At 75.0% G+C, this 18,288-nt stretch carries 12 protein-coding genes and 2 pseudogenes; 9 read left to right on the top strand and 5 right to left on the bottom strand.

Going from position 1 to position 18,288, the window contains the following annotated elements; translation table 11 throughout:
• Positions 1-127: 127 nt before the first annotated feature.
• Together ACIPXB_RS03215 and ACIPXB_RS03220 are read left to right on the top strand one after the other, a co-directional pair.
• On the top strand, positions 128-2,203 hold the full coding sequence (locus tag ACIPXB_RS03215) for a SpoIIE family protein phosphatase (RefSeq protein WP_401443827.1): 2,076 nt from the start codon (positions 128-130) through the stop codon (positions 2,201-2,203).
• A gap of 226 nt (positions 2,204-2,429) precedes the next feature.
• Positions 2,430-3,332, top strand: a complete 903-nt coding sequence (locus ACIPXB_RS03220) for a glycoside hydrolase family 20 zincin-like fold domain-containing protein (protein ID WP_401444414.1) — start codon at positions 2,430-2,432, stop codon at positions 3,330-3,332.
• 82 nt (positions 3,333-3,414) lie between these two features.
• On the opposite strand, the gene ACIPXB_RS03225 is transcribed toward ACIPXB_RS03220, so the two are convergent.
• Positions 3,415-3,660 (bottom strand): alpha/beta fold hydrolase, encoded by a 246-nt coding sequence (locus ACIPXB_RS03225; RefSeq protein WP_401443829.1) that lies wholly within the window; start codon positions 3,658-3,660, stop codon positions 3,415-3,417.
• A 137-nt stretch (positions 3,661-3,797) separates the two neighbouring features.
• On the opposite strand from ACIPXB_RS03225, the gene ACIPXB_RS03230 reads away from it, so the two are divergent.
• Positions 3,798-4,805: a tellurite resistance/C4-dicarboxylate transporter family protein gene (locus ACIPXB_RS03230; RefSeq protein WP_401443831.1), complete on the top strand. Its 1,008-nt coding sequence runs from the start codon at positions 3,798-3,800 to the stop codon at positions 4,803-4,805.
• On the opposite strand, the gene ACIPXB_RS03235 is transcribed toward ACIPXB_RS03230, so the two are convergent.
• The 4 genes from ACIPXB_RS03235 to ACIPXB_RS03250 all read right to left on the bottom strand — a co-directional run bounded on the left by ACIPXB_RS03235 (position 4,795) and on the right by ACIPXB_RS03250 (position 9,468).
• On the bottom strand, positions 4,795-5,112 hold the full coding sequence (locus ACIPXB_RS03235; RefSeq protein WP_401443833.1) for a cupin: 318 nt from the start codon (positions 5,110-5,112) through the stop codon (positions 4,795-4,797). The two genes, ACIPXB_RS03230 and ACIPXB_RS03235, sit on opposite strands and share 11 nt — an antisense overlap.
• A gap of 143 nt (positions 5,113-5,255) precedes the next feature.
• Complete coding sequence (locus ACIPXB_RS03240) at positions 5,256-6,941, bottom strand: carboxylesterase/lipase family protein (protein WP_401443836.1); 1,686 nt, start codon at positions 6,939-6,941, stop codon at positions 5,256-5,258.
• Positions 6,942-7,031: 90 nt separating this feature from the next.
• The gene (surE, locus tag ACIPXB_RS03245) at positions 7,032-7,976 is read right to left on the bottom strand and encodes a 5'/3'-nucleotidase SurE (protein ID WP_401443838.1); all 945 of its coding nucleotides are present in this window, start codon (positions 7,974-7,976) and stop codon (positions 7,032-7,034) included.
• A gap of 178 nt (positions 7,977-8,154) precedes the next feature.
• Entirely contained in the window at positions 8,155-9,468 is a 1,314-nt protein-coding gene (locus ACIPXB_RS03250) for an MFS transporter (protein ID WP_401443841.1), read from the bottom strand.
• 557 nt (positions 9,469-10,025) lie between these two features.
• Between ACIPXB_RS03250 and ACIPXB_RS03255 the strand changes: the two genes are divergently transcribed.
• From ACIPXB_RS03255 to ACIPXB_RS03280, 6 genes and pseudogenes are all read left to right on the top strand, one after another.
• Positions 10,026-11,606: a carboxylesterase/lipase family protein gene (locus ACIPXB_RS03255; protein ID WP_401443843.1), complete on the top strand. Its 1,581-nt coding sequence runs from the start codon at positions 10,026-10,028 to the stop codon at positions 11,604-11,606.
• A gap of 154 nt (positions 11,607-11,760) precedes the next feature.
• Positions 11,761-12,786: a LacI family DNA-binding transcriptional regulator gene (locus ACIPXB_RS03260; RefSeq protein ID WP_401443846.1), complete on the top strand. Its 1,026-nt coding sequence runs from the start codon at positions 11,761-11,763 to the stop codon at positions 12,784-12,786.
• Positions 12,787-13,018: 232 nt separating this feature from the next.
• Entirely contained in the window at positions 13,019-13,465 is a 447-nt protein-coding gene (locus ACIPXB_RS03265; RefSeq protein ID WP_401443848.1) for an ATP-binding protein, read from the top strand.
• Positions 13,466-13,624: 159 nt separating this feature from the next.
• Positions 13,625-15,250 (top strand): annotated as a pseudogene (locus ACIPXB_RS03270) (AMP-binding protein); the annotation flags it as partial.
• Positions 15,251-15,370: 120 nt separating this feature from the next.
• Positions 15,371-15,745: pseudogene (locus ACIPXB_RS03275) on the top strand (acyl-CoA thioesterase); the annotation flags it as partial.
• Between the two features lie 80 nt (positions 15,746-15,825).
• Entirely contained in the window at positions 15,826-18,276 is a 2,451-nt protein-coding gene (locus ACIPXB_RS03280; protein ID WP_401443850.1) for an FAD-dependent monooxygenase, read from the top strand.
• Positions 18,277-18,288: the final 12 nt, after the last annotated feature.

Consider the following 18,288-nt stretch of genomic DNA (forward strand, 5'->3'; position numbering starts at 1 on the left):
AGTCTCACCAGCCGCCCGGCCCCGCGCACGCCGGCGGGACGCGGACCCGCCGTGATGTCCCCCGCCTGGATGACGTGCAGAATTGAGGGAGCACCGCGCCCGCCGCAGGGCAGAAGGGGGCCGACCGATGCCACCGGACCGGCTGGGGGGCGAGCACGATCCCGGCCCCATCCGGTCCGAGCCGGGGTCCCTGCTGGAGCACGTGCCGGTGGCCGTGTTCGGCTTCGACGGCGAGAGCCGGGTCCGCTACTGGGGCCCCGGCGCCCGGAGCCTCTTCGGGTACGCGGCGGGGGACGTGCTCTCCCGGCCCGCCTCGCTCCTCTTCCCGCCGCCCGCACCCGGGGCGGGCGGCCCCGGCAGCGCCGAGCAGCTGGTCGAGCGCGCCCGCGCCCTGGGGTACTGGCGGGTCCGGCTGCCGGCGCGGCACCGCGACGGCACCGTGTTCGACTGCGGGTTCCGGGGTTTCCCCGTGACCGGCCCGGACGGCGCCGACGTGGTCATGATCCTGGCCAGCAGCGGCGACGAACTCAACCGGGTGAAGACCAACCTGTCCTTCCTCGACTCCCTCTTCGAGACCTGCCCGATCGGCCTGGTCATGCTCGACGAGGAGCTGCGGTACGTCCACCTCAACCAGGCGCTCGCCGACATGGACGGCGTCTCCGTCACCGACCACCTCGGACGCCGCGTCGAAGACGTCATGATCATGTCCGACGGTGGCGAGTTCCCGCGGGTGCTGCGCGCCGTCGCGGAGGGCCGCCGGCCGGTGGTCGGCATGCTGATCGGGCTGCGCACACCCGGTCACCCCGACCGCGACCAGGTGCGGTCGGTGAGCTTCTTCCCGCTGAGCGGGACGGGCGACACCCGGCGCGGAGTCGGCGGCCTGCTGATCGATGTCACCGACCGGGAACAGGCCATCCTCGAGGCGAGCGCCGCCCGCCAGCGCCTCGCGCTGCTGGACCGGGCCGCGGCCGGGATCGGCACCACCCTCGACCTCGAGGTCACCGCCCGCGAGGTGGTCGACGCGGTGGTGCCGGAGTTCTGCGACGCCGCCGTCGTCGAACTCGTCGAGTGGATGGACGAGAGCGAGGACTTCCTCCCCGAGCTGCCGCTGATCACCCGCCGGATCGCCGCGCACACCACCCTCCGCCCGCCGGCCCCCGAGCTGGTGGGCGGCCTGGAGCGGGTCACCTACCCGCCGGGGTCCAGCATCCACCAGATGCTCAGCACCGGCCGGCCCCTGTGCGTCCAGGTGAACGAGGACTTCCTGACCCGGACCGTCATCCACCAGCAACGCGCGCAGCTCCTGCTGGACAGCGGCCTGGCCTGCATCGTCATCGCCCCGCTCATCGCGCGCGGCACGGTGCAGGGCCTCACCATGTTCGGCCGTTCCGCCGCCCGCCCCGCGTTCGCCGAGGAAGACCTCAGCCTCGCGGGGGAGCTGGCCTCCCGGGCCGCCCTGTGCCTGGACAACGCGCGCCTGTACAGCAGGGTCCAGGACATCGCGCTCACCCTCCAGCGGGCCCTGCTGCCCAGCGCCCCCGGGGCCGGCCCGCACGTCGACATCGCCCACCGCTACCTGCCCGGCAGCCGGGTCACCGAGGTCGGCGGCGACTGGTACGACGTGATCGCGCTCTCCGGCGACCAGGTGGCCCTGGTCGTCGGCGACGTCATGGGCCACGGCGTCCCGGCCGCCGCGGCCATGGGCCGGCTGCGGATCACGGCGAAGACCCTCGCACGGCACACCCGTGACCCCGCGGCGCTCCTCGCCGAACTCGACGCCTGCGCCCAGGAGGCCGGCATCGAATGGGCCACCTGCCTCTACCTCCAGTACGACGTCCGCACCGGCCGGGCCCGGATCGCCAGCGCCGGCCACCCGCCACCCCTGGTCCGGCACCCGGACGGGACCGTGGAAGCCGTCGCCGACGTGCTCGGCGTACCGCTCGGGGTGGGCGGCGTACCGTTCCGGTCGACCGAGATCGACCTGCCCGAGGGCGCCACCGTGGCCCTGTACACCGACGGCCTCGTCGAGACCCGGGACGGGGACATCGACGCCGGTGTCGACGCGCTGCGCGCCCAGCTGCGCGCGCCGCTGGGCTCGCTGGAGGAGGCCGCCGACCGCATCCTGGCGAACCTGCTGCCGGACCCGGCGACCGACGACACGGTGCTCGTCCTGGCCCAGGTACGGCGGGCGCCCCCGCCGTAGCCCGACGGCCGCCGGGCCGCACGGGGACGACGACCGGCCGGATCCGGCCGCTCCGCGCCGGTCCGCACCGATGCCCACCGGTTCGAAGGGCTGGGGGACGCGCGGCGTTGGAAACGTCCCCACACGTTCCGCGCGACCCGTCCGCGACCCCGATCGAAGGGACCGCTCGTGACCCGGCACCGAACGGCCGCCCCGCGGCGCCGCCTGCCGCCTCCTCGGTTCGCTCCTGCTCCTCGCGGCCGCCGCCGTCTCCACCGCGGCCGCACCCGAAGGGGCCGCCGCTGCCGCCGGCCCCGTCCCGCTGGGCGGGATCGTCCCGGCGCCGGCCTCCGTCCGGCCGGGCGGATCCCCGTACACCCTCGGCGCCACCACTGCCATCCGGGTCGACGCCGGCTCCGCCGAAGCCCGGCAGGTCGGCGAGTACCTCGCCGGCATCCTGCGGCCCTCGACCGGCCACCCCCTGCCCGTGGTCACCGGTCCGGGCACCGACGGGATCCAGCTGCGCCTCGTCGCGGACGACCGGGCCCTGGGCGACGAGGGCTACCGCCTGGTGAGCGGCCCCGGCACGGTGCGCGTCGCCGCCAACCGGCCGGCCGGGCTCTTCCACGCCGCGCAGACACTGCGCCAGCTGCTGCCCGCCGCCGTCGAGCGGCGCACCCGCCGGCCCGGCCCGTGGCAGATCTCCGGCGGCACCCAGGAGATCGTGCGCCACGCGGCGTCCCGCTACCTGGAGGTCGTCCCCGAGATCGACACCCCCGGCCACACCAACGCGGCCCTGGCCTCGTACGCCGAGCTGAACTGCGACGGCGTCGCCCCGCCCCTCCACACCGGCACCGAGGTGGTCTTCAGCAAGGCGTACGCCTGGGACCCGGCCACCCTCGTCAGGGGGATGCCCGCCGGTGCCGTGCTGGGCGTGGAGGCCCCGCTGTGGACGGAGACCCTGACCACCAGCGCCCACCTGGAGTACATGGCGTTCCCGAGGCTCCCCGGCATCGCGGAGATCGGCTGGTCGCCCGCCGCCACCCACAACCGGGCCGCCTACCGGCAGCGGCTCGCGGCCCAGGGGCCCCGCCTGGACGCCCTGGGCATCACCTTCTACCGCTCACCGAAGGTCCCCTGGCGCAGCTAGTACTCCAGCCGGGGCGGAACCGGACCGGCAGACCGGCCGAGTACGCCGTTCCCGCCCGGCGCGCCGGGCGGGAACAGCGACCTCAGCGGGCCAGGAACGGGCCGAGCGCCGCGGTCAGTTCGACGGGCGCGTCCAGGGCGATGAGGTGGGCTGCGGCGGGGAACTCGACCAGCGCGGCGCCGGGGATCCCGGTGGCGTAGCGGCGGGCGATGTCCTGGAAGTCGGCGACGTCGAGCCGGCCGATCCCGACCAGGGTGGGAACCGTGATCGTGGCGATGTCGCCGCCCGGACCGCCCCGGGAGTGTTCCCCCACGGCGTCCTGGTTCACCAGTTCGCCCCGCCGTGGCCCGGCGTCTTCGGTGCCCGGCGTCCTCGGCGGTCACCGTCCGTGCCGGTCGGAGCACCGCACGGTCCACGTGCCGCGCCCGAGTGGCGCCGGGCGCCCGTACGGGATGCGCTGGAGGAGTGAGCACCCGGGCAGGCGTACCCGTCGGCGCCGCGGCACCGCCGCGCTGGGCCGAGCTGCCGCCGGCGGCGGGTGCCGCGGTCATGGCCACCGGCATCGTCTCCATCGGCCTGTGGCTCATCGGCCCCCGGGGGCTGACCGGCGCGCTCTCCGGCGTCCTGTTCCTCCTCGCCGCCCTGCTGTGGTTCGTGCTCGCCGCCGGATTCGCCGCCCGGCTCACCCGCGACCGGGCCCGCTGGCGGTCCGAGGCCGACACCCCGCCCGCCCTCACCGCCGTCGCCGCGACCTGCGTACTCGGTGTGCGCGTCTCCAACAGCGGCTGGCAGGCGCTCGCGGCGGCCCTGCTGGTGCTGGCGATGGCCGTCTGGCCGGTCCTGCTGGTCAGCGTGATGCGGAACTGGCACCGCGGCATGCCCGGCGCGGCGTTCCTGGTGTGCGTGGCCACCCAGGCGCCGGCCGTCCTCGCGGCCGAGCTGGCCGCCGCCGGCTACGGCGACTGGCTCGCACGGGCCGCACTCGTGCTCTTCCTCCTCGGCCTGCTGCTCTACCTCGAAGCCCTGGTCCGCTTCGACTTCCGGCAGATCGCCGAGGGCAGCGGCGACCACTGGATCGCGGGCGGGGCACTGGCCATCTGCGCGCTCGCCGCTTCCAGGCTCCTCGCCTCGCCCCTGTGGACGGGCCCGGTGCACGACGCGCTGCGCGTGACGACGCTGCTCCTGATCGTGCTCGAGCTCGCCTGGTACGTCGTGCTGATGGGTGCTGAAGTGCGCTGGCGGCGTACGGGGTACGACCTGGGGCGGTGGTCGACGGTCTTCCCGCTCGGCATGGCGGCCGTGGCCTGCCTGTCCGCGGCGGAGACGGCGGGCGTGGAGGACCTGCGCGTCCTCGGCGAGCTGCTGCTGTGGATCGCGCTCGGGGCCTGGCTGCTGACGGCCACCGGGCTCGTGCTCACGGGGACGGGCCGGCGCGGTCCGCGGGCTACGGGCGGTCCGCGGGCTACGGATTGACGGCGGTCAGGAGGACCGCGGCGTCACCGATCGCGGTCACGCTGTGGTGCCCGGACGGCAGCAGGTACAGGACGCCCTGCGGCAGCTCGACGTCGGCGTGGTCGCTGCTGACGCGCACGCTGCCGCGCAGCACCTGCAAGGACGCCGCGGGCGGGGTGGCGTGCTCGCCCAGCTGGGTGCCGTCGGTCAGGGCGATGACGGTCTGCCGCAGCGGTACGTCCCGCAGGATCAGCAGGGCGCTGCGCCCGTGCCGGTCGGCCCGGGCGGCGGTCAGCTGCTCCTCCGCGAGGGTGGCGAGGTCTTTCACGTGGTGCTCCCGTACGTACGTGGTGCGGACACACCCGATCTGCGGACTCCTACCGCTCCCGCGCCTGCCCCGTGCCCGCGACGCCAAACCCCGCCCCGGAACCGGGACGGGGGCCCGCCGCCGGCACCGGGCCGGTGCCCGGATCAGGGGAGCGGCGCGGGGGCGGACAGGGTCTGCCAGAAGTCGCACCGGTGGTCGGCGGCGAAGCTGCCGGACGGCCGGGTGTCCGTCGGGCTCAGCACCAGGGCCGTGGTCCGCGGGCCGGCCGCCGGCCACCGGACCTGACCCGGCGCGTTCGGGTCCGCGGAGCGCGCGAAGGCACCCCAGTACCGCTTCATCCGGTGCGCGAGCGCGGTCTGGACCGGGGTCAGCGGCCGGTCGCCCATGGTGAAGTCGTGCAGGTAGGCCAGCTCGGCGCTGTGCGCGTTGGACATGTCCAGCCCCGGTACCTGCGCGCCGCGCAGGGTGGGGGAGTCCGGGTCGTCGAACTCGTAGAGGTACGTCGGCACCTGCGCCGAGAAGAGCCGCGCGGTCCCGTACGTCCGGCAGGCGAACCCCGCGTCGGTCAGCACCGCCGACAGGGCCAGGTACGGGGAGGCGTAGCCGGTGACCGGGTAGCGCGCGAGGACCTCGTCGGCGGCCGCCCCGTACGTGGCCCGCACCCGGGCCGTGTACTGCTCCGCCGTCAGCTGCGGATGCGTGAACGCGACGAACAGCCGCGCCTCCGACCGGGTGCTGCCGATCAGGACGGGCACCTTGTTCCAGGCGCCGCTCCGGATCGCCGCCGCGGGCTCGACGGGCAGCAGCCCGTCGCCGTGCGCAGGGCCCGCGGTGGGCCGGGTCCGCGCCGCGCCGACCAGATCGGCCGCGGGCACGGCGCGCAGGCAGGCGGCGACCCGCTCCGGCTCGGCGCATCCGACGCTCGCGGCGAACGCACGGCCCTCGGACTCGGCCCGCGCCCGGTCGGGCGGAGCCAGCAGCGTGCACGGACCGCTCTGCAGGATCGCGCGCCCGAACAGCCCGGCCGCCTGCGGCGAGGCGAGCAGGGCACAGACCGAACCGGCGCCCGCGGACTGCCCGGAGACCGTGACCTTGCCCGGGTCGCCGCCGAAGGCCGCGATGTTCTCCCGGGTCCACCGCAGCGCCGCGATCTGGTCCATCAGCCCGAAGGAGCCGGAGGCGAGCGGGTTCTCGCGGCCCAGCTCGGGCAGACCCAGGTAACCGAGCTGGCCGAGCCGGTAGTTGACCGCCACCACGATGCTGTCCGTCAGCTCGGCCATCGTGCGGCCGCCGAACTGCGTTCCCGTGCCCTGGCTGTACGCGCCCCCGTGGATCCAGAGGACCACCGGCAGCCGCGCGCCGGCGCGCGCGGTCCGGGGCCGGTACACGTCCAGGTGGAGACAGTCCTCGCTGACGGCCGACGGGTCCGCAAGACCGAACGGCGAGAACTGCACGCACGCGGGCGCCTGCGTGGTGGCCTCGCGCACGCCGCTCCAGCGCCGCGCCTCCCGGGGGGCCCGCAGCCGCGCCTCGCCCACGGGGGCGGCGGCGTAGGGGAGGCCCAGGAACTCCTGGGCGCCGTCGTGGTCACGGCCGCGCAGCGCGCCCTGGGCGACCGCGACCACCGGACGCGGCGATTCGACGCGCGGCGGTCCGCCGCCCGGAGCGGCCGCGGGTGCGGGGATCGCCGCCGCGAGCACGGCCGCGGCGGCCAGGGGCCAGGCGAGCCAGGGGGTGAGCCGGGGCGCGAGCCGGGGGCCGCGCCGGGCACTGAGCCAGGGTCGGCGGCGGGGCCGTACGGGGTGAAGCCGCTCGGGGGGCTTCGTCATTCGTCCTCCTGAGGTCACGAAAGGTCACGGACAGGGGGGTGCGCGGGCAGGGGAGGGGGTGCGTGCGGGAAGGCCGGACCGGTGGCCGGTCTACGGGCGCAGCCCCGCGAGCAGGGCCGAGGTGGCGGCGAAGTCGGCGGGCCCGGCGTTCCAGTCGGCCTGCATCGGGCTGACGGCGATCTTCCCGGCGCTGACGGCCTCCACATCCCCGCCCCGGACGGCGGGCCGGGGGACGACCTTCACCGTCACCTTCCAGGTGCCGTCCCCGGAATCGGTGAAGTCCGGTTCCAGGAACGTCTGCGGGTCCTGGACCGTGGCGGCGACCCCGGCGGCCGTCCCCGTGCCGTCGGCGCCCACCACGGGGTGGTTCACGTTGAGCCCGACGCCCTTGGGCAGCAGCGGCCCGGACCCGGCCCGCGCCCGCAGCCGGTCGATCAGCTTGACCGCGAAGTCGACAGTGGGGCCCATGGCGTTGACGGTCGTGACCGGGTCGGGGACCGTGAGGCCGCCCGTGCTCAGGGCGATGGCCGGGACGCCGTGCTCCAGGGCGGCGACGGCACCGCCGACCGTCCCCGAATGCGTCGCGAGGCCCGCGACGTTCGGCCCGAAGTTGGTGCCGGAGACCACCAGGTCGGGGGCGCGTCCGGCGAACACCTCGGCCAGCCCGAAGAGCACCGAGTCGCCGGGGGTGCCGTCGACCGCCCACACCTTCGGCTCGGGGTGGCGCACCGCGAGGGTGGTGCCGCCCGTCATCTTGGTCCCGGTGCCGCTCTGGTTGGTGAGCGGGGCCACGAGGGTGACGTCGTGCCCGGCGGCGGTCAGCCTCTCGTACGCCTTGCGGATGCCGGGCGCGGTGTAGCCGTCGTCGTTGGTCAGCAGGATCCGCAGCGGTCGGGCGTCGGGCCCGTACGGTGCCGTCGGACGCGCCGCGGCCGAGGCCGACGGGTGCGCGGAGGCCGCGGCGGGCGCGGTCCCGGCCAGGGCCGGCGTACACAGCAGCAGCGCGGCCAGTGGCAGAACTCGCTTGCGTCTCACAGGGGCTCCTTCGAACGGGAGGGAGGGATGAGGATGTGAGGGTGTGAGCGGGGTGGGGACCGGCGGGCGCACGACCCTCGGCGTGCGCCCGCCGGAGCTTCGGCCGGGTGGCCGGGTGGCCGGGTGGCCGGGTGGCCGGGTGGGCGGGTGGCCGGGTGGACGGGATGGGCCGGGTGGGTCAGCGCACGCCGCGGATGGGGAGGATGGCGAGCGCGCCCACCAGCGACAGGGCGCCGCCGACCAGGAAGAGCGGGGTGTACCCGCCCAGGGAGGTGACGACGGCGGAGGCGACGAACGGGGCGATGATCTGCGGCCCGGCGTTCGCGATGTTCAGGACGCCCATGTCGCGCGCGGCGTCCTCGGCCCGTGGCAGGACCAGGGTCACGAGCGCGGTGTCGACGGCCATGAAGCAGCCGAACGCGAGACCGTTGAGCGCGCTGAAGACGAGCATGCCGGTCCAGGTGGGGCTGATCACGGGCACGGCCATGACGAGCCCGGCGAGCGCGGCCGAGACGCCCACGAACACCTTGCGCCGGTTCCAGCGGTCGGACAGCAGCCCGCCGACCACGGTGGACAGGGCCATGGCGGCCATCGACACCGGGGTGAGCACCGCGATCGCGGCGGGCGGGGTCAGTCCGGCGGGCAGGGCGATGTGGTCGTCGAGGACGTAGAGCTGGTAGCCGACGACGGAGAAGTATCCGAGGACCATCAGGGCGCGGCCGATGAAGGCCCAGCGGAAGTCGTGGTCGGCCAGGGCCGACAGGAACGCCGCCACCTGTGCCTTCCCGCTCGCCCGCGCCGCGGTGGGGACGGACCCGGACCGGGGTACGTCGCGGCAGAACGAGGTGAGCAGCAGCGCGGCCCCGGCGCCCACGGCGCCGAGCACCAGATAGCCCGTCCGCAGGTGGCCGGCGGTCTGGGAGGCGATGAGTACGCCGACCGTGCCGCCGATCGGCAGCCCCAGTCCGACCAGTGCGGAGGCGGTACCGCGCCGGGCGGCGGGCACCCGGTCGGGCACGACCGCGGTGACGGCGGCCTGGTAGACGTTCATGGTCGCCTGGACGAGGCACCAGGCGATGCCGACGAGCAGGGCGGTGGTGACGCTGCCGAGCAGTGCGAGACCCGCGAGCGAGGCGAGGGCGCCGCCCAGGATCCACGGGTTGCGCCGGCCGCTGCGGTCCGACAGGGCGCCGGCGATCGGGTTGAAGGCGGTGGCGAACACCGCGCTGACCCCGCCGATCAGGCCCAGGACCGCGACCTTGTCATCGGGGGCGATCGTGGCGATCTGGGTGGGCAGCAGGACGGATCCGACGCCCATGTAGACGGCCATCAGCGCGGAGTTGGCGACGAGCAGCAGGAGCAGCAGGCCGCGCTGGCGGGGGACGGCGGACGTGGCGGACTCATCGGGGGTGTCGGGGGTGTCGGGGGTGCCGGACGCGGGGGAGGGGTGGGGGCCGGGGGCCGGCGGTTCGGTGACGTCGTTCGTGGCCATGACGACTCCTCGGGGACGGTGCGGGGACGGTGCGGTGCGTGGACGGCGGCGGGGAAGGCGCGGCGGCGCAGCACGGGGTGGGGACCGGGCGGGCGGAGCAGGGCGGGTGGAGCGGGGCAGGCGGTGCCGGGAGGGGTGCCGGGAGGGGTGCGGGGAAGGGGTGCCCCGCGAAGGGGTCGCGGCTCAGGGGTCGCGACAGCGACACGACCGTGATGGTTCACGTCGGCGTGACGTACGTGACGGTGTTACACGTGTTACCGGCGGCGCATGGAGACTGTGTAGCACCTATTCCATGGCGGGGCTAGAGGTCCGGCAGTCGCGTTGTGCAGATCGTGACCCAGGTGGAAACTCCGGTGCGATGACGTGTAACCAGTCGGTGAAGGCTTGTGCGCCCCCGTGCCGGAGGCGCCACGCCGGTCGTGGCCGCCCGCTGTCACGCGCAGCGCCACCGAGTGTCGACCCGCTCGGATATCGCACATGATTGACGGTCGTTGAATTTTCGCCATACGCTCGCCGGGTCGGAGCGTGCTCGGCGCGCGGTCCAGGAAGGAAGGCTCATGGTGCTCACGGCTCACTCTCCAGACCGGGACCCGGTCGTGGTGGACCTCCCCGCGGGGCGGCTGCGCGGCACGGCCGAAGGCGGGATCGCCGTCTTCCGGGGCGTGCCGTACGCCGCACCGCCGGTCGGTGACCTGCGATGGCGCGCCGCGCAGCCGCACCCGGGCTGGAGCGGTACCCGGGACGCGACGGCCGACGGCCCCAGCGCGCCGCAGCTGTACATGGAGGGCGGCGACCCGGTGCTGGGTGGCCACGGATCGCCGCCGTTCGACGAGGACTGCCTGACCCTCACGGTCTGGACGCCCGCGACCGATGCGGGCCGCCGCCCGGTGCTGCTCTGGATCCACGGCGGTGGCTTCCTGTCCGGTTCCGGCTCGCTGCCCCAGTACTCGGGCGAGACCTTCGCGCGGGACGGCGATCTCGTCGTGGTCGGCATCAACTACCGCATCGGGCCGCTCGGTTACCTCTACCTCGCCCCCGACGCCGACGCCGACGCCGACGGGGCGGAAGCGGCAGCCGAGGGCAACTACTGGCTCACCGACCAGCTCGCCGCCCTGCGCTGGGTGCGGGACAACATCGCCGCCCTCGGCGGCGACCCGGAGTCGATCACGGTCGCCGGACAGTCGGGCGGAGCCCTGTCCACCGCCGCGCTCGCCGGCCACCCCGGGGCACGCGGCATGATCCGCCGGGTGATCCTCCAGAGCCCTCCGTTCGGTCTGGACCTCCCCGGCCCCGGCACGTACCGGGAGCGGACCGCCGCCTTCCTGGAGCTCGCCGGCGTCAAGACCGTGGCGGAACTGCGTGACCTGCCCTGGCCGTCGCTGATCGGTGCGGCGGGCGGACTCTTCGCGCGGACCATGCGCTGGGGTTACTGGCCCACGCCGTTCCTGCCCGTACGGGACGGTGTCACCCTCCCCTGCCACCCGGCCGAGGCGCTGCTGCACGGAGCGGCCGCGGCCGACGTCGACGTGATGATCGGGTGGACCCGGGAGGAGGCGAACTTCGGCTTCGCCCTGGACGAGGGGTACGCGGCGGCGACGCGCGAACAGGTGACGCAACGGATCGCCCGCACCTTCGGGGCGCAGGCGGCCCCCGAGGTGTACGCCGCGTACGAGCGCGAGCGCCCCGGCGCCCGCCCGGCCGACGTCCTCATGGATCTGATCACGGACGAGCTGTTCCGGGTCCCCTGCGTGCGGCTGGCCGAGGCCCGGGCGGCAGGGGGCCGGCCGGTCTGGGCGTACCAGTTCGACCTGCCGACCCCGGCGTACGAGGGCCGGCTCGCCGCCGCGCACTGCCTCGAACTGCCCTTCGTCTTCGACAACTTCGCGAACTGGTCGCACGCCCCCTTCCTGGCCGGGCTCGACCCCGCCGTCAGCGGCGCCCTCGCGTCCGCCATGCACCGGGCGTGGATCGCCTTCGTCCGTACCGGCGACCCGAACCACCCCGGGATGCCGGCCTGGCCCCGGTACGACACGGACACCCGCACCACCCTGTGCTTCGACTCCACCGTGACCGCCGCCGACGACCCCGCCGGCCCCTCCCGGCGGCTGCACGCGGCGGCGCGCGCCGAGGTTCCGTAGCAGGCGACAGGGCAGGCCGGGCGGCCGGCGGGCAGTCGCTGACGGAGGGAGCGGCTGCCCGTTCGGCGTGCCCGCGCACCGGGCGGCAAGATCTAACTCGTGTAACCTGAAAGGAGCAGATGGTACGTCGACCGGAGGAGCGCTGAGACACGCCATGGCCAGGAACCAGCCCGCCGCCGGAGCCGCCCCGGCGCCCGTGTCGATCACCAGCGCCGACGTCGCCCGCCTCGCCGGGGTCTCGCGCGCCACCGTCTCCTTCGTCCTCAACGACACCCAGGGCCACCGCGTCAGCGCGGGCACCCGTGAGCGGGTGCTGGCCGCGGCCCGGCAGCTCGGCTACGTGCCCAACGCCACCGCCCGCTCCCTGCGCGCCGGACGCAGCAACCTGGTCCTGATGCCCGTGTCGGTCTCGGCGGTCGGCCGTCTGGTCAGCGACTGGGCGGACGAGCTGTACAGCGAGCTGGAGCGGTACGGCTACACGGCCGTGCTCCACGCGGGCCGCTTCGCCGACCCCCTCGACGCCGCCCGGGCCTGGGCCGAACTGCGGCCGACGGCGGTCGTCGCCCTGGACGGCGACCGGTTCACCGCGCAGGCGGCGGACGTACTGCGGCGCGCCGGCGTGCGCGGCCTGCTCGCCTTCGCGGCCCGCCCGGTGGAGGGCGTCCACACCGTCCGCTTCGACCACGCCCAGGTCGGCGCCACCGCGGCCCAGCACCTCATCGGCCGTGGACGCACCCGGATCGGCGTGGTCATGCCGCAGGAGCGCGGGCTCGACACGCTGGCCCGGCCGCGCCTGGCGGGCGCCCAGTCGGTCGCGGCCCGGCACATGGCGACCGTCACCCCGGTCGAGCTCTCCCACACCCGCGAGTCGGCCGTGGACCTGGCCCGCCGCTGGAGGGACCTGCGGCTGGACGGCGTATTCGCCTACAACGACGAGTACGCGGCGCTGCTGATGCATGCGCTGCTGGCCGAGGGCCTCTCCGTACCGCAGGACGTGGCGATCGTCGGCTGCGACGACCTCGTGCTCTCCGCCCTCCAGGAGCCGCCGCTCACCACCGTGCGCCTGGACCTGCCGTCGCCGGCGCGGATCGCGGACGCCCTGCACGAGCTGATCGAGACGGGGCGGACGGCGCCGGTGCCGGCCATCGAGCCGGTCCTGGTCCAGCGCCGGACCACCTGACATACGACGTCGCCCCCGCGCTGACGCGGGCCCGCGGCGCGCCGTCCGGGCTTCGTGACGTTTGTCCGAAAATGCTTGTGCCCCCGCCGGGGGCGGTCTAGTGTGTTACACGTGTAAGCACAACTCCAGCGACGTCCTCCCGCCGACTGCGAGCCTCATCGGCGCCCCAGCGCCCTGGCCGGTTGAACGAGTTTCCCGCGGTGCCGTCGCCTTCCCCCTCTGGGAGCACGTCATGCTCACCGCCCCCGCTCGCACCATCCCCCGCCCCGTGTCTCCGGGCCGCGACTGCGCCCACTGGGCGGCCCGCCCGACCCCCGCCACCGTTCCGCTGGTGCGCTCCCGGGTCCGGGCCGTCCTGGAGGGCTGGCAGGTCTCCCTCGCCGTCGCGGACGCCCTGGTCCTGGCCGTGAGCGAACTCGTCGGCAACGCCGTGCGGCACGCGGCCCGCGCCTCCGACCGGCTGGGCGTCAGCGTGACCCTCGTCGGCGGCTGGCTGCAGCTCGAGGTCACCGACGGCGACCCGGCCCTGCCGCCGCCCGTCCACGCGGTCGACGCGGAGGCCGAGGGTGGCCGCGGACTGCTGATCGTCACCCTGCTCCTCGCCGAGGTGGGCGGTGAACTGGCCGTGCTGGCTCACGAGTTCGGCAAGACCGCCCGGGTGCGCATCCCCGTGGCCTGAGGTCTCGCCCCCTCGGCGTTCCCGGAACCCTCCCGCAGTCATGGCGGGCCCGGAGGGCCCCTTCGGCGCCTGCGGTTATCGCGAAAGATTGACGGTCGCCAAAAAATCGAGATACTGACTCCATCCTCCCCGCTGCCCCCCTGAACGAGGTGCCGCCCCATGGAGCTCTCCACGTCCGCACACGCGGATTCCTTCTGCCGCGACCGGCTGCCCGCCTTCCCCCTCTGGCCCGAACTCCACTTCGATCTCCCGGAGCTGGACTATCCCGACCGGCTCAACGCCGCCGGCCGCCTGCTCGACGAGGCCGTCGAGCGGTGGGGTCCCGACCGCCCCTGCCTGCTGACCCCCACCGAGCGGTGGAGCTACGGCGACCTGCTCTGCCGGGCCGACCAGGTCGCCCAGGTCCTCACCGAGGACCTCGGCCTCGTCCCCGGCAACCGGGTCCTGCTGCGCGGCCCCAACAACCCCTGGCTGGTCGCCGCCTGGTTCGGCGTCCTCAAGGCCGGCGGGGTCGCCGTCACCACGATGCCGCTGCTGCGCGCCGCCGAACTCGCCGAGCTGTACGACATCAGCCGCCCGGCCGTCGCCGTCTGCGACCACCGCCACCTGGACGAACTCGACCGCGCCCACACCCCCGGGCTCACCGTCCTGGCCTACGGCGGCCCGGCCGACGACGACCTGACCGCCCGCTGCGAGGCCAAGAGCGGCCGCTTCGCCACCGTCGCCACCGCCGCCGACGACGTGGCCCTGATCGCCTTCACCTCCGGCACCACCGGACGCCCGAAGGCCACCCTGCACTTCCACCGGGACGTCCTGGCCAACGCCGACACGTTCTCCCGGCACGTCCTCAAGCCCCACCCGGACGACGTCTTCACCGGTACGCCCCCGCTGGCCTTCACCTTCGGGCTCGGCGGTCTGGTGGTCTTCCCCCTGCACGTCGGGGCCTCGACCCTGCTGATCGAACAGGCCGGCCCGCGGCAGCTGGCCGACCTCGTCGCCGAGCACGGCGCGACCGTCCTGTTCACCGCCCCCACCGCCTACCGGGCGATCATGGCCGCCGGCGCCGTGGACCGGCTGGCCGGGGTGCGCCGCTGTGTCTCGGCCGGCGAGGCGCTGCCGGCGAAGGTGTGGCACGAGTTCCATGACGCGACCGGGCTGCGCATCATCGACGGCATCGGTGCCACCGAGATGCTGCACGTCTTCATCTCCGCGGCCGACGACGACATCCGGCCCGGCGCCACAGGCCGGCCGGTCCCGGGCTACCGCGCCGAGGTGGTGGACGAGGACGGCGTACCCGTCCCCGACGGCGAACCGGGGCTGCTGGCGGTCACCGGCCCCACGGGCTGCCGCTACCTGGCGGACGCGCGCCAGACGGCGTACGTCCGCGGCGGCCGGAACATCACCGGGGACACCTATGTCCGCGACGCCGACGGGTACTTCTGGTACGTCGCCCGCAGCGACGACATGATCGTCTCCTCCGGCTACAACATCGCGGGTCCCGAGGTCGAACGGGCCCTCGCCACCCACCCGTACGTCGAGGAGTGCGGCGTCGTGGGCGCGCCGGACGAGCGGCGCGGCATGCTCGTGACGGCGTACGTCGTGCTGCGCGCCGGGGCCGAACCCGGCGCGGGCACCGTCAAGGAGCTCCAGGAACACGTCAAGCGGGCCATCGCGCCGTACAAGTACCCGCGGGCGATCGAGTTCGTGGCCGCGCTGCCGCGCACGGGCACCGGCAAGCTCCAGCGCGGCGAACTGCGCAGGCGCGCCCACGAGGCCGCCGCCGGCGCCGGGGCCGCGGGGTCGGCCGGAGCCGCCGGAGCGGGCGGATCCCTGCCCGCCGCCGGCGGCCGGGCGGCGGAGCCGGAGCTGCCCGGGATCGTCGTCACGAGCCGGGTCGAGTGGACCGACACCGACGCGGCCGGCCACTACCACCACTCCACGGTGGTGCGCTGGGTGGAGGCCGCCGAGGCCGCCCTGCTGCGCCGGCTGGGACTGTCCCGTCTCTTCGGCAGCACGCCCCGCGTCCGCTTCGAGGCCGACTACCGGGCCCGGCTGTGGTTCGGCGAGCTGGTACGGACCGAACTGAACATCACCCGGGTCGGGACGAGTTCCCTCCACTACGCCTTCACCGTGCGCGGCGGGGCGGGGGAGGAGGCCGCCGCGGGCCGGATGGTCATCGCCCACGCGGCCGCCCGCGCGACCGGAACCACGCCCTGGCCCGACGACGTGCGCGAGGCCCTGACGAACGCGGGCCCACCGGCGCCCGAGCACCTCACCTGAGACGCCGTCATGTTCTGGAATATTGACGAGCGTCAATCAAACGCAATGAATTGTGTTCCTGCACCACGAGGAGGTACGCCGTGCGCGTAGCAGTCATCGGAGGAGGGCCCGGCGGGCTGTACTTCGCGGCCCTGGCCAAGCAGCTCTCCCCGCACTGGGAGGTCACCGTCTGGGAGCGCAACGCGCCCGACGACACCTTCGGGTTCGGCGTCGTCTTCTCCGACGAGACGCTCGACGGCATCGCCCAGGCGGACCCCGGGGTCTACGCGGCCATGTCGGCGGAGTCCGCCCGCTGGAGCGACATCGACGTCCGCTACCGCGGCGAGGTCCTCACCTCAGGCGGCCACGGCTTCGCCGCCCTCGGCCGCAGGCGGCTGCTGCGCATCCTCCAGGAACGCTGTGCCGCCCTCGGCGTGGACGTCCGCCACCGCACCCAGGCCCCGCCGGTCGGCGAACTCGCCGCGGCGTACGACCTGGTGGTGGCCTGCGACGGGGTACGGTCGGCCGGCCGGGCCGCGTACGCCGACACCTTCGGCCCCGACCTCGACGAGCGCCACTGCCGTTACATGTGGCTCGGTACGGACAAGGTCTTCGAGGCCTTCACCTTCATCGTCGAGGAACGGGACTTCGGCACCGTCCAGGTGCACGCCTACCCCTACGACGACACCCGCTCCACCTTCATCGTGGAGATCGACGAGGCCGCCTGGCGCCGTGCGGGGCTGGACGTGTTCGCCGACCGCGAGCGCCCGGCCGGCGACAGCGACGAGGACAGCATCCGCTGGTGCGAGGAACTGCTCGCCGGCCACCTCGACGGGCACCGGCTCCTGCCCAACAACTCCCGCTGGATCCGCTTCACGACCGTGCGCAACCGCACCTGGCGGCACGGCAACGTCGTCCTCCTCGGGGACGCCGCGCACACCGCCCACTTCTCCATCGGATCCGGCACCAAGCTCGCCATGGAGGACGCCCTCGCGCTCGCCGCCTGCCTGAACGAGCACCCGGACGTGCCGAGCGCGCTCGCGGCGTACGAGGCCGAGCGCAAGCCGGTGGTGGAATCCACCCAGCGCGCCGCCCAGGCCAGTCTGGAGTGGTTCGAGAACGTCCACCGCTACACCGGGCAGCACCCGCGGCAGTTCGCCTTCAACCTGCTCACCCGCAGCCGCCGCGTCACGTACGACAACCTGCGGGCGCGCGACGCGCGGTTCACCACCGCCGTCGACTCCTGGCACGCGGCCCAGAGCGGGATGCCCGCCGCGCCCGGTACGGCGGCCGGTGTTCCGACGGATGCCGCGCCCGGTACGGCGGCCGATACCGCGCCCGGTACGGCGGCCGATACCGTGCCCGGTACGGCGGCCGGGCCCGCGGCGGCGACCGCCGTACCGCCGATGTTCCGGCCCTTCCGGCTGGGCGGTCTGCGGCTGCGCAACCGGGTCGTGGTCCCGCCCGTCGCCCTGTACACCGCCCGCGACGGCGTCCCCGGCGACTTCGACCTCGTCCACCTGAGCACCCAGGCGCTCGGCGGCTCCGCCCTGGTCCTCGCCGGGATGACGGCCGTCAGCGCCGACGGCCGCGCCACCACGGGCTGCCCCGGCCTCTACACCGACGCGCAGGAAGCCGCCTGGCGGCGCATCACCGACTTCGTCCACGGCCAGAGCGACACCTGCCTGGGCATCCAGCTCACCCACGCCGGACGGCGCGCGGCCGGCCCGCCGCTGCTCGCGGCCTCCGCCCTGGCCTGGGAGGAGGGCGGGCCGGCGCCGCGCGAGGCCACCCGCGCCGACATGGACGCCGTCGCGGCCGACTTCGTCCGGGCGGCCGAGCGCGCGCACCGTGCGGGCTTCGACGCCATCGAACTCCAGTACGGGCACGGTCATCTGCTGTCCGGCTTCCTGTCACCGCTGACCAACCTCCGCGAGGACGCCTACGGCGGCGACCTCGACGGCCGGCTGCGGTTCCCGCTGGAAGTGCTGCGCGCCGTACGCGCCGTCTGGCCCGCGGCCAAGGCGCTCATCGTCCGGATCTCCGCCACCGACTGGGCCGAGGGCGGCACGACCCCGGCCGACGCCGTCGCCCTCGCCCGCGCGCTGGCCGACGCCGGAGCGGACGCCGTGGACGTGTCCACCGGCGAGGTCGTCGCCCACGAGCGGCCCGCCCTCGGCCGCAGCTACCAGACCCCGTACGCCGACCTCATCCGCAACGCCACCGGCATCCCCACTCTCGCCGTCGGGGCCATCTCCTCGTACGACGACGTCAACTCGATCATCCTGGCCGGCCGGGCCGACCTGTGCGCCGTGGGCCGGGCCCAGCTGCACGACCCCCTGTGGACCCTGCACGCCGCGGCCGCCCAGGGCTACCGGGGGCCCGCCGCGCCCTGGGCGCCGTCCTGGCGGGCGGGCAGCGCCACTCCGCCGGCCGCCCGCACCGACCGGGTCCCGCCGCGCCTGCACCTGCTGCGCCGGGCCGCCGTACCGGTGCACCGGCGCTGGACGCCGCACCTGCCCGCCTCCGCCCCCGCCGCGGCCACCCGCTGACCGGAGGACACC

It is taken from the genome of Streptomyces sp. NPDC090022 (assembly GCF_044748145.1).
Classification (GTDB): domain Bacteria; phylum Actinomycetota; class Actinomycetes; order Streptomycetales; family Streptomycetaceae; genus Streptomyces.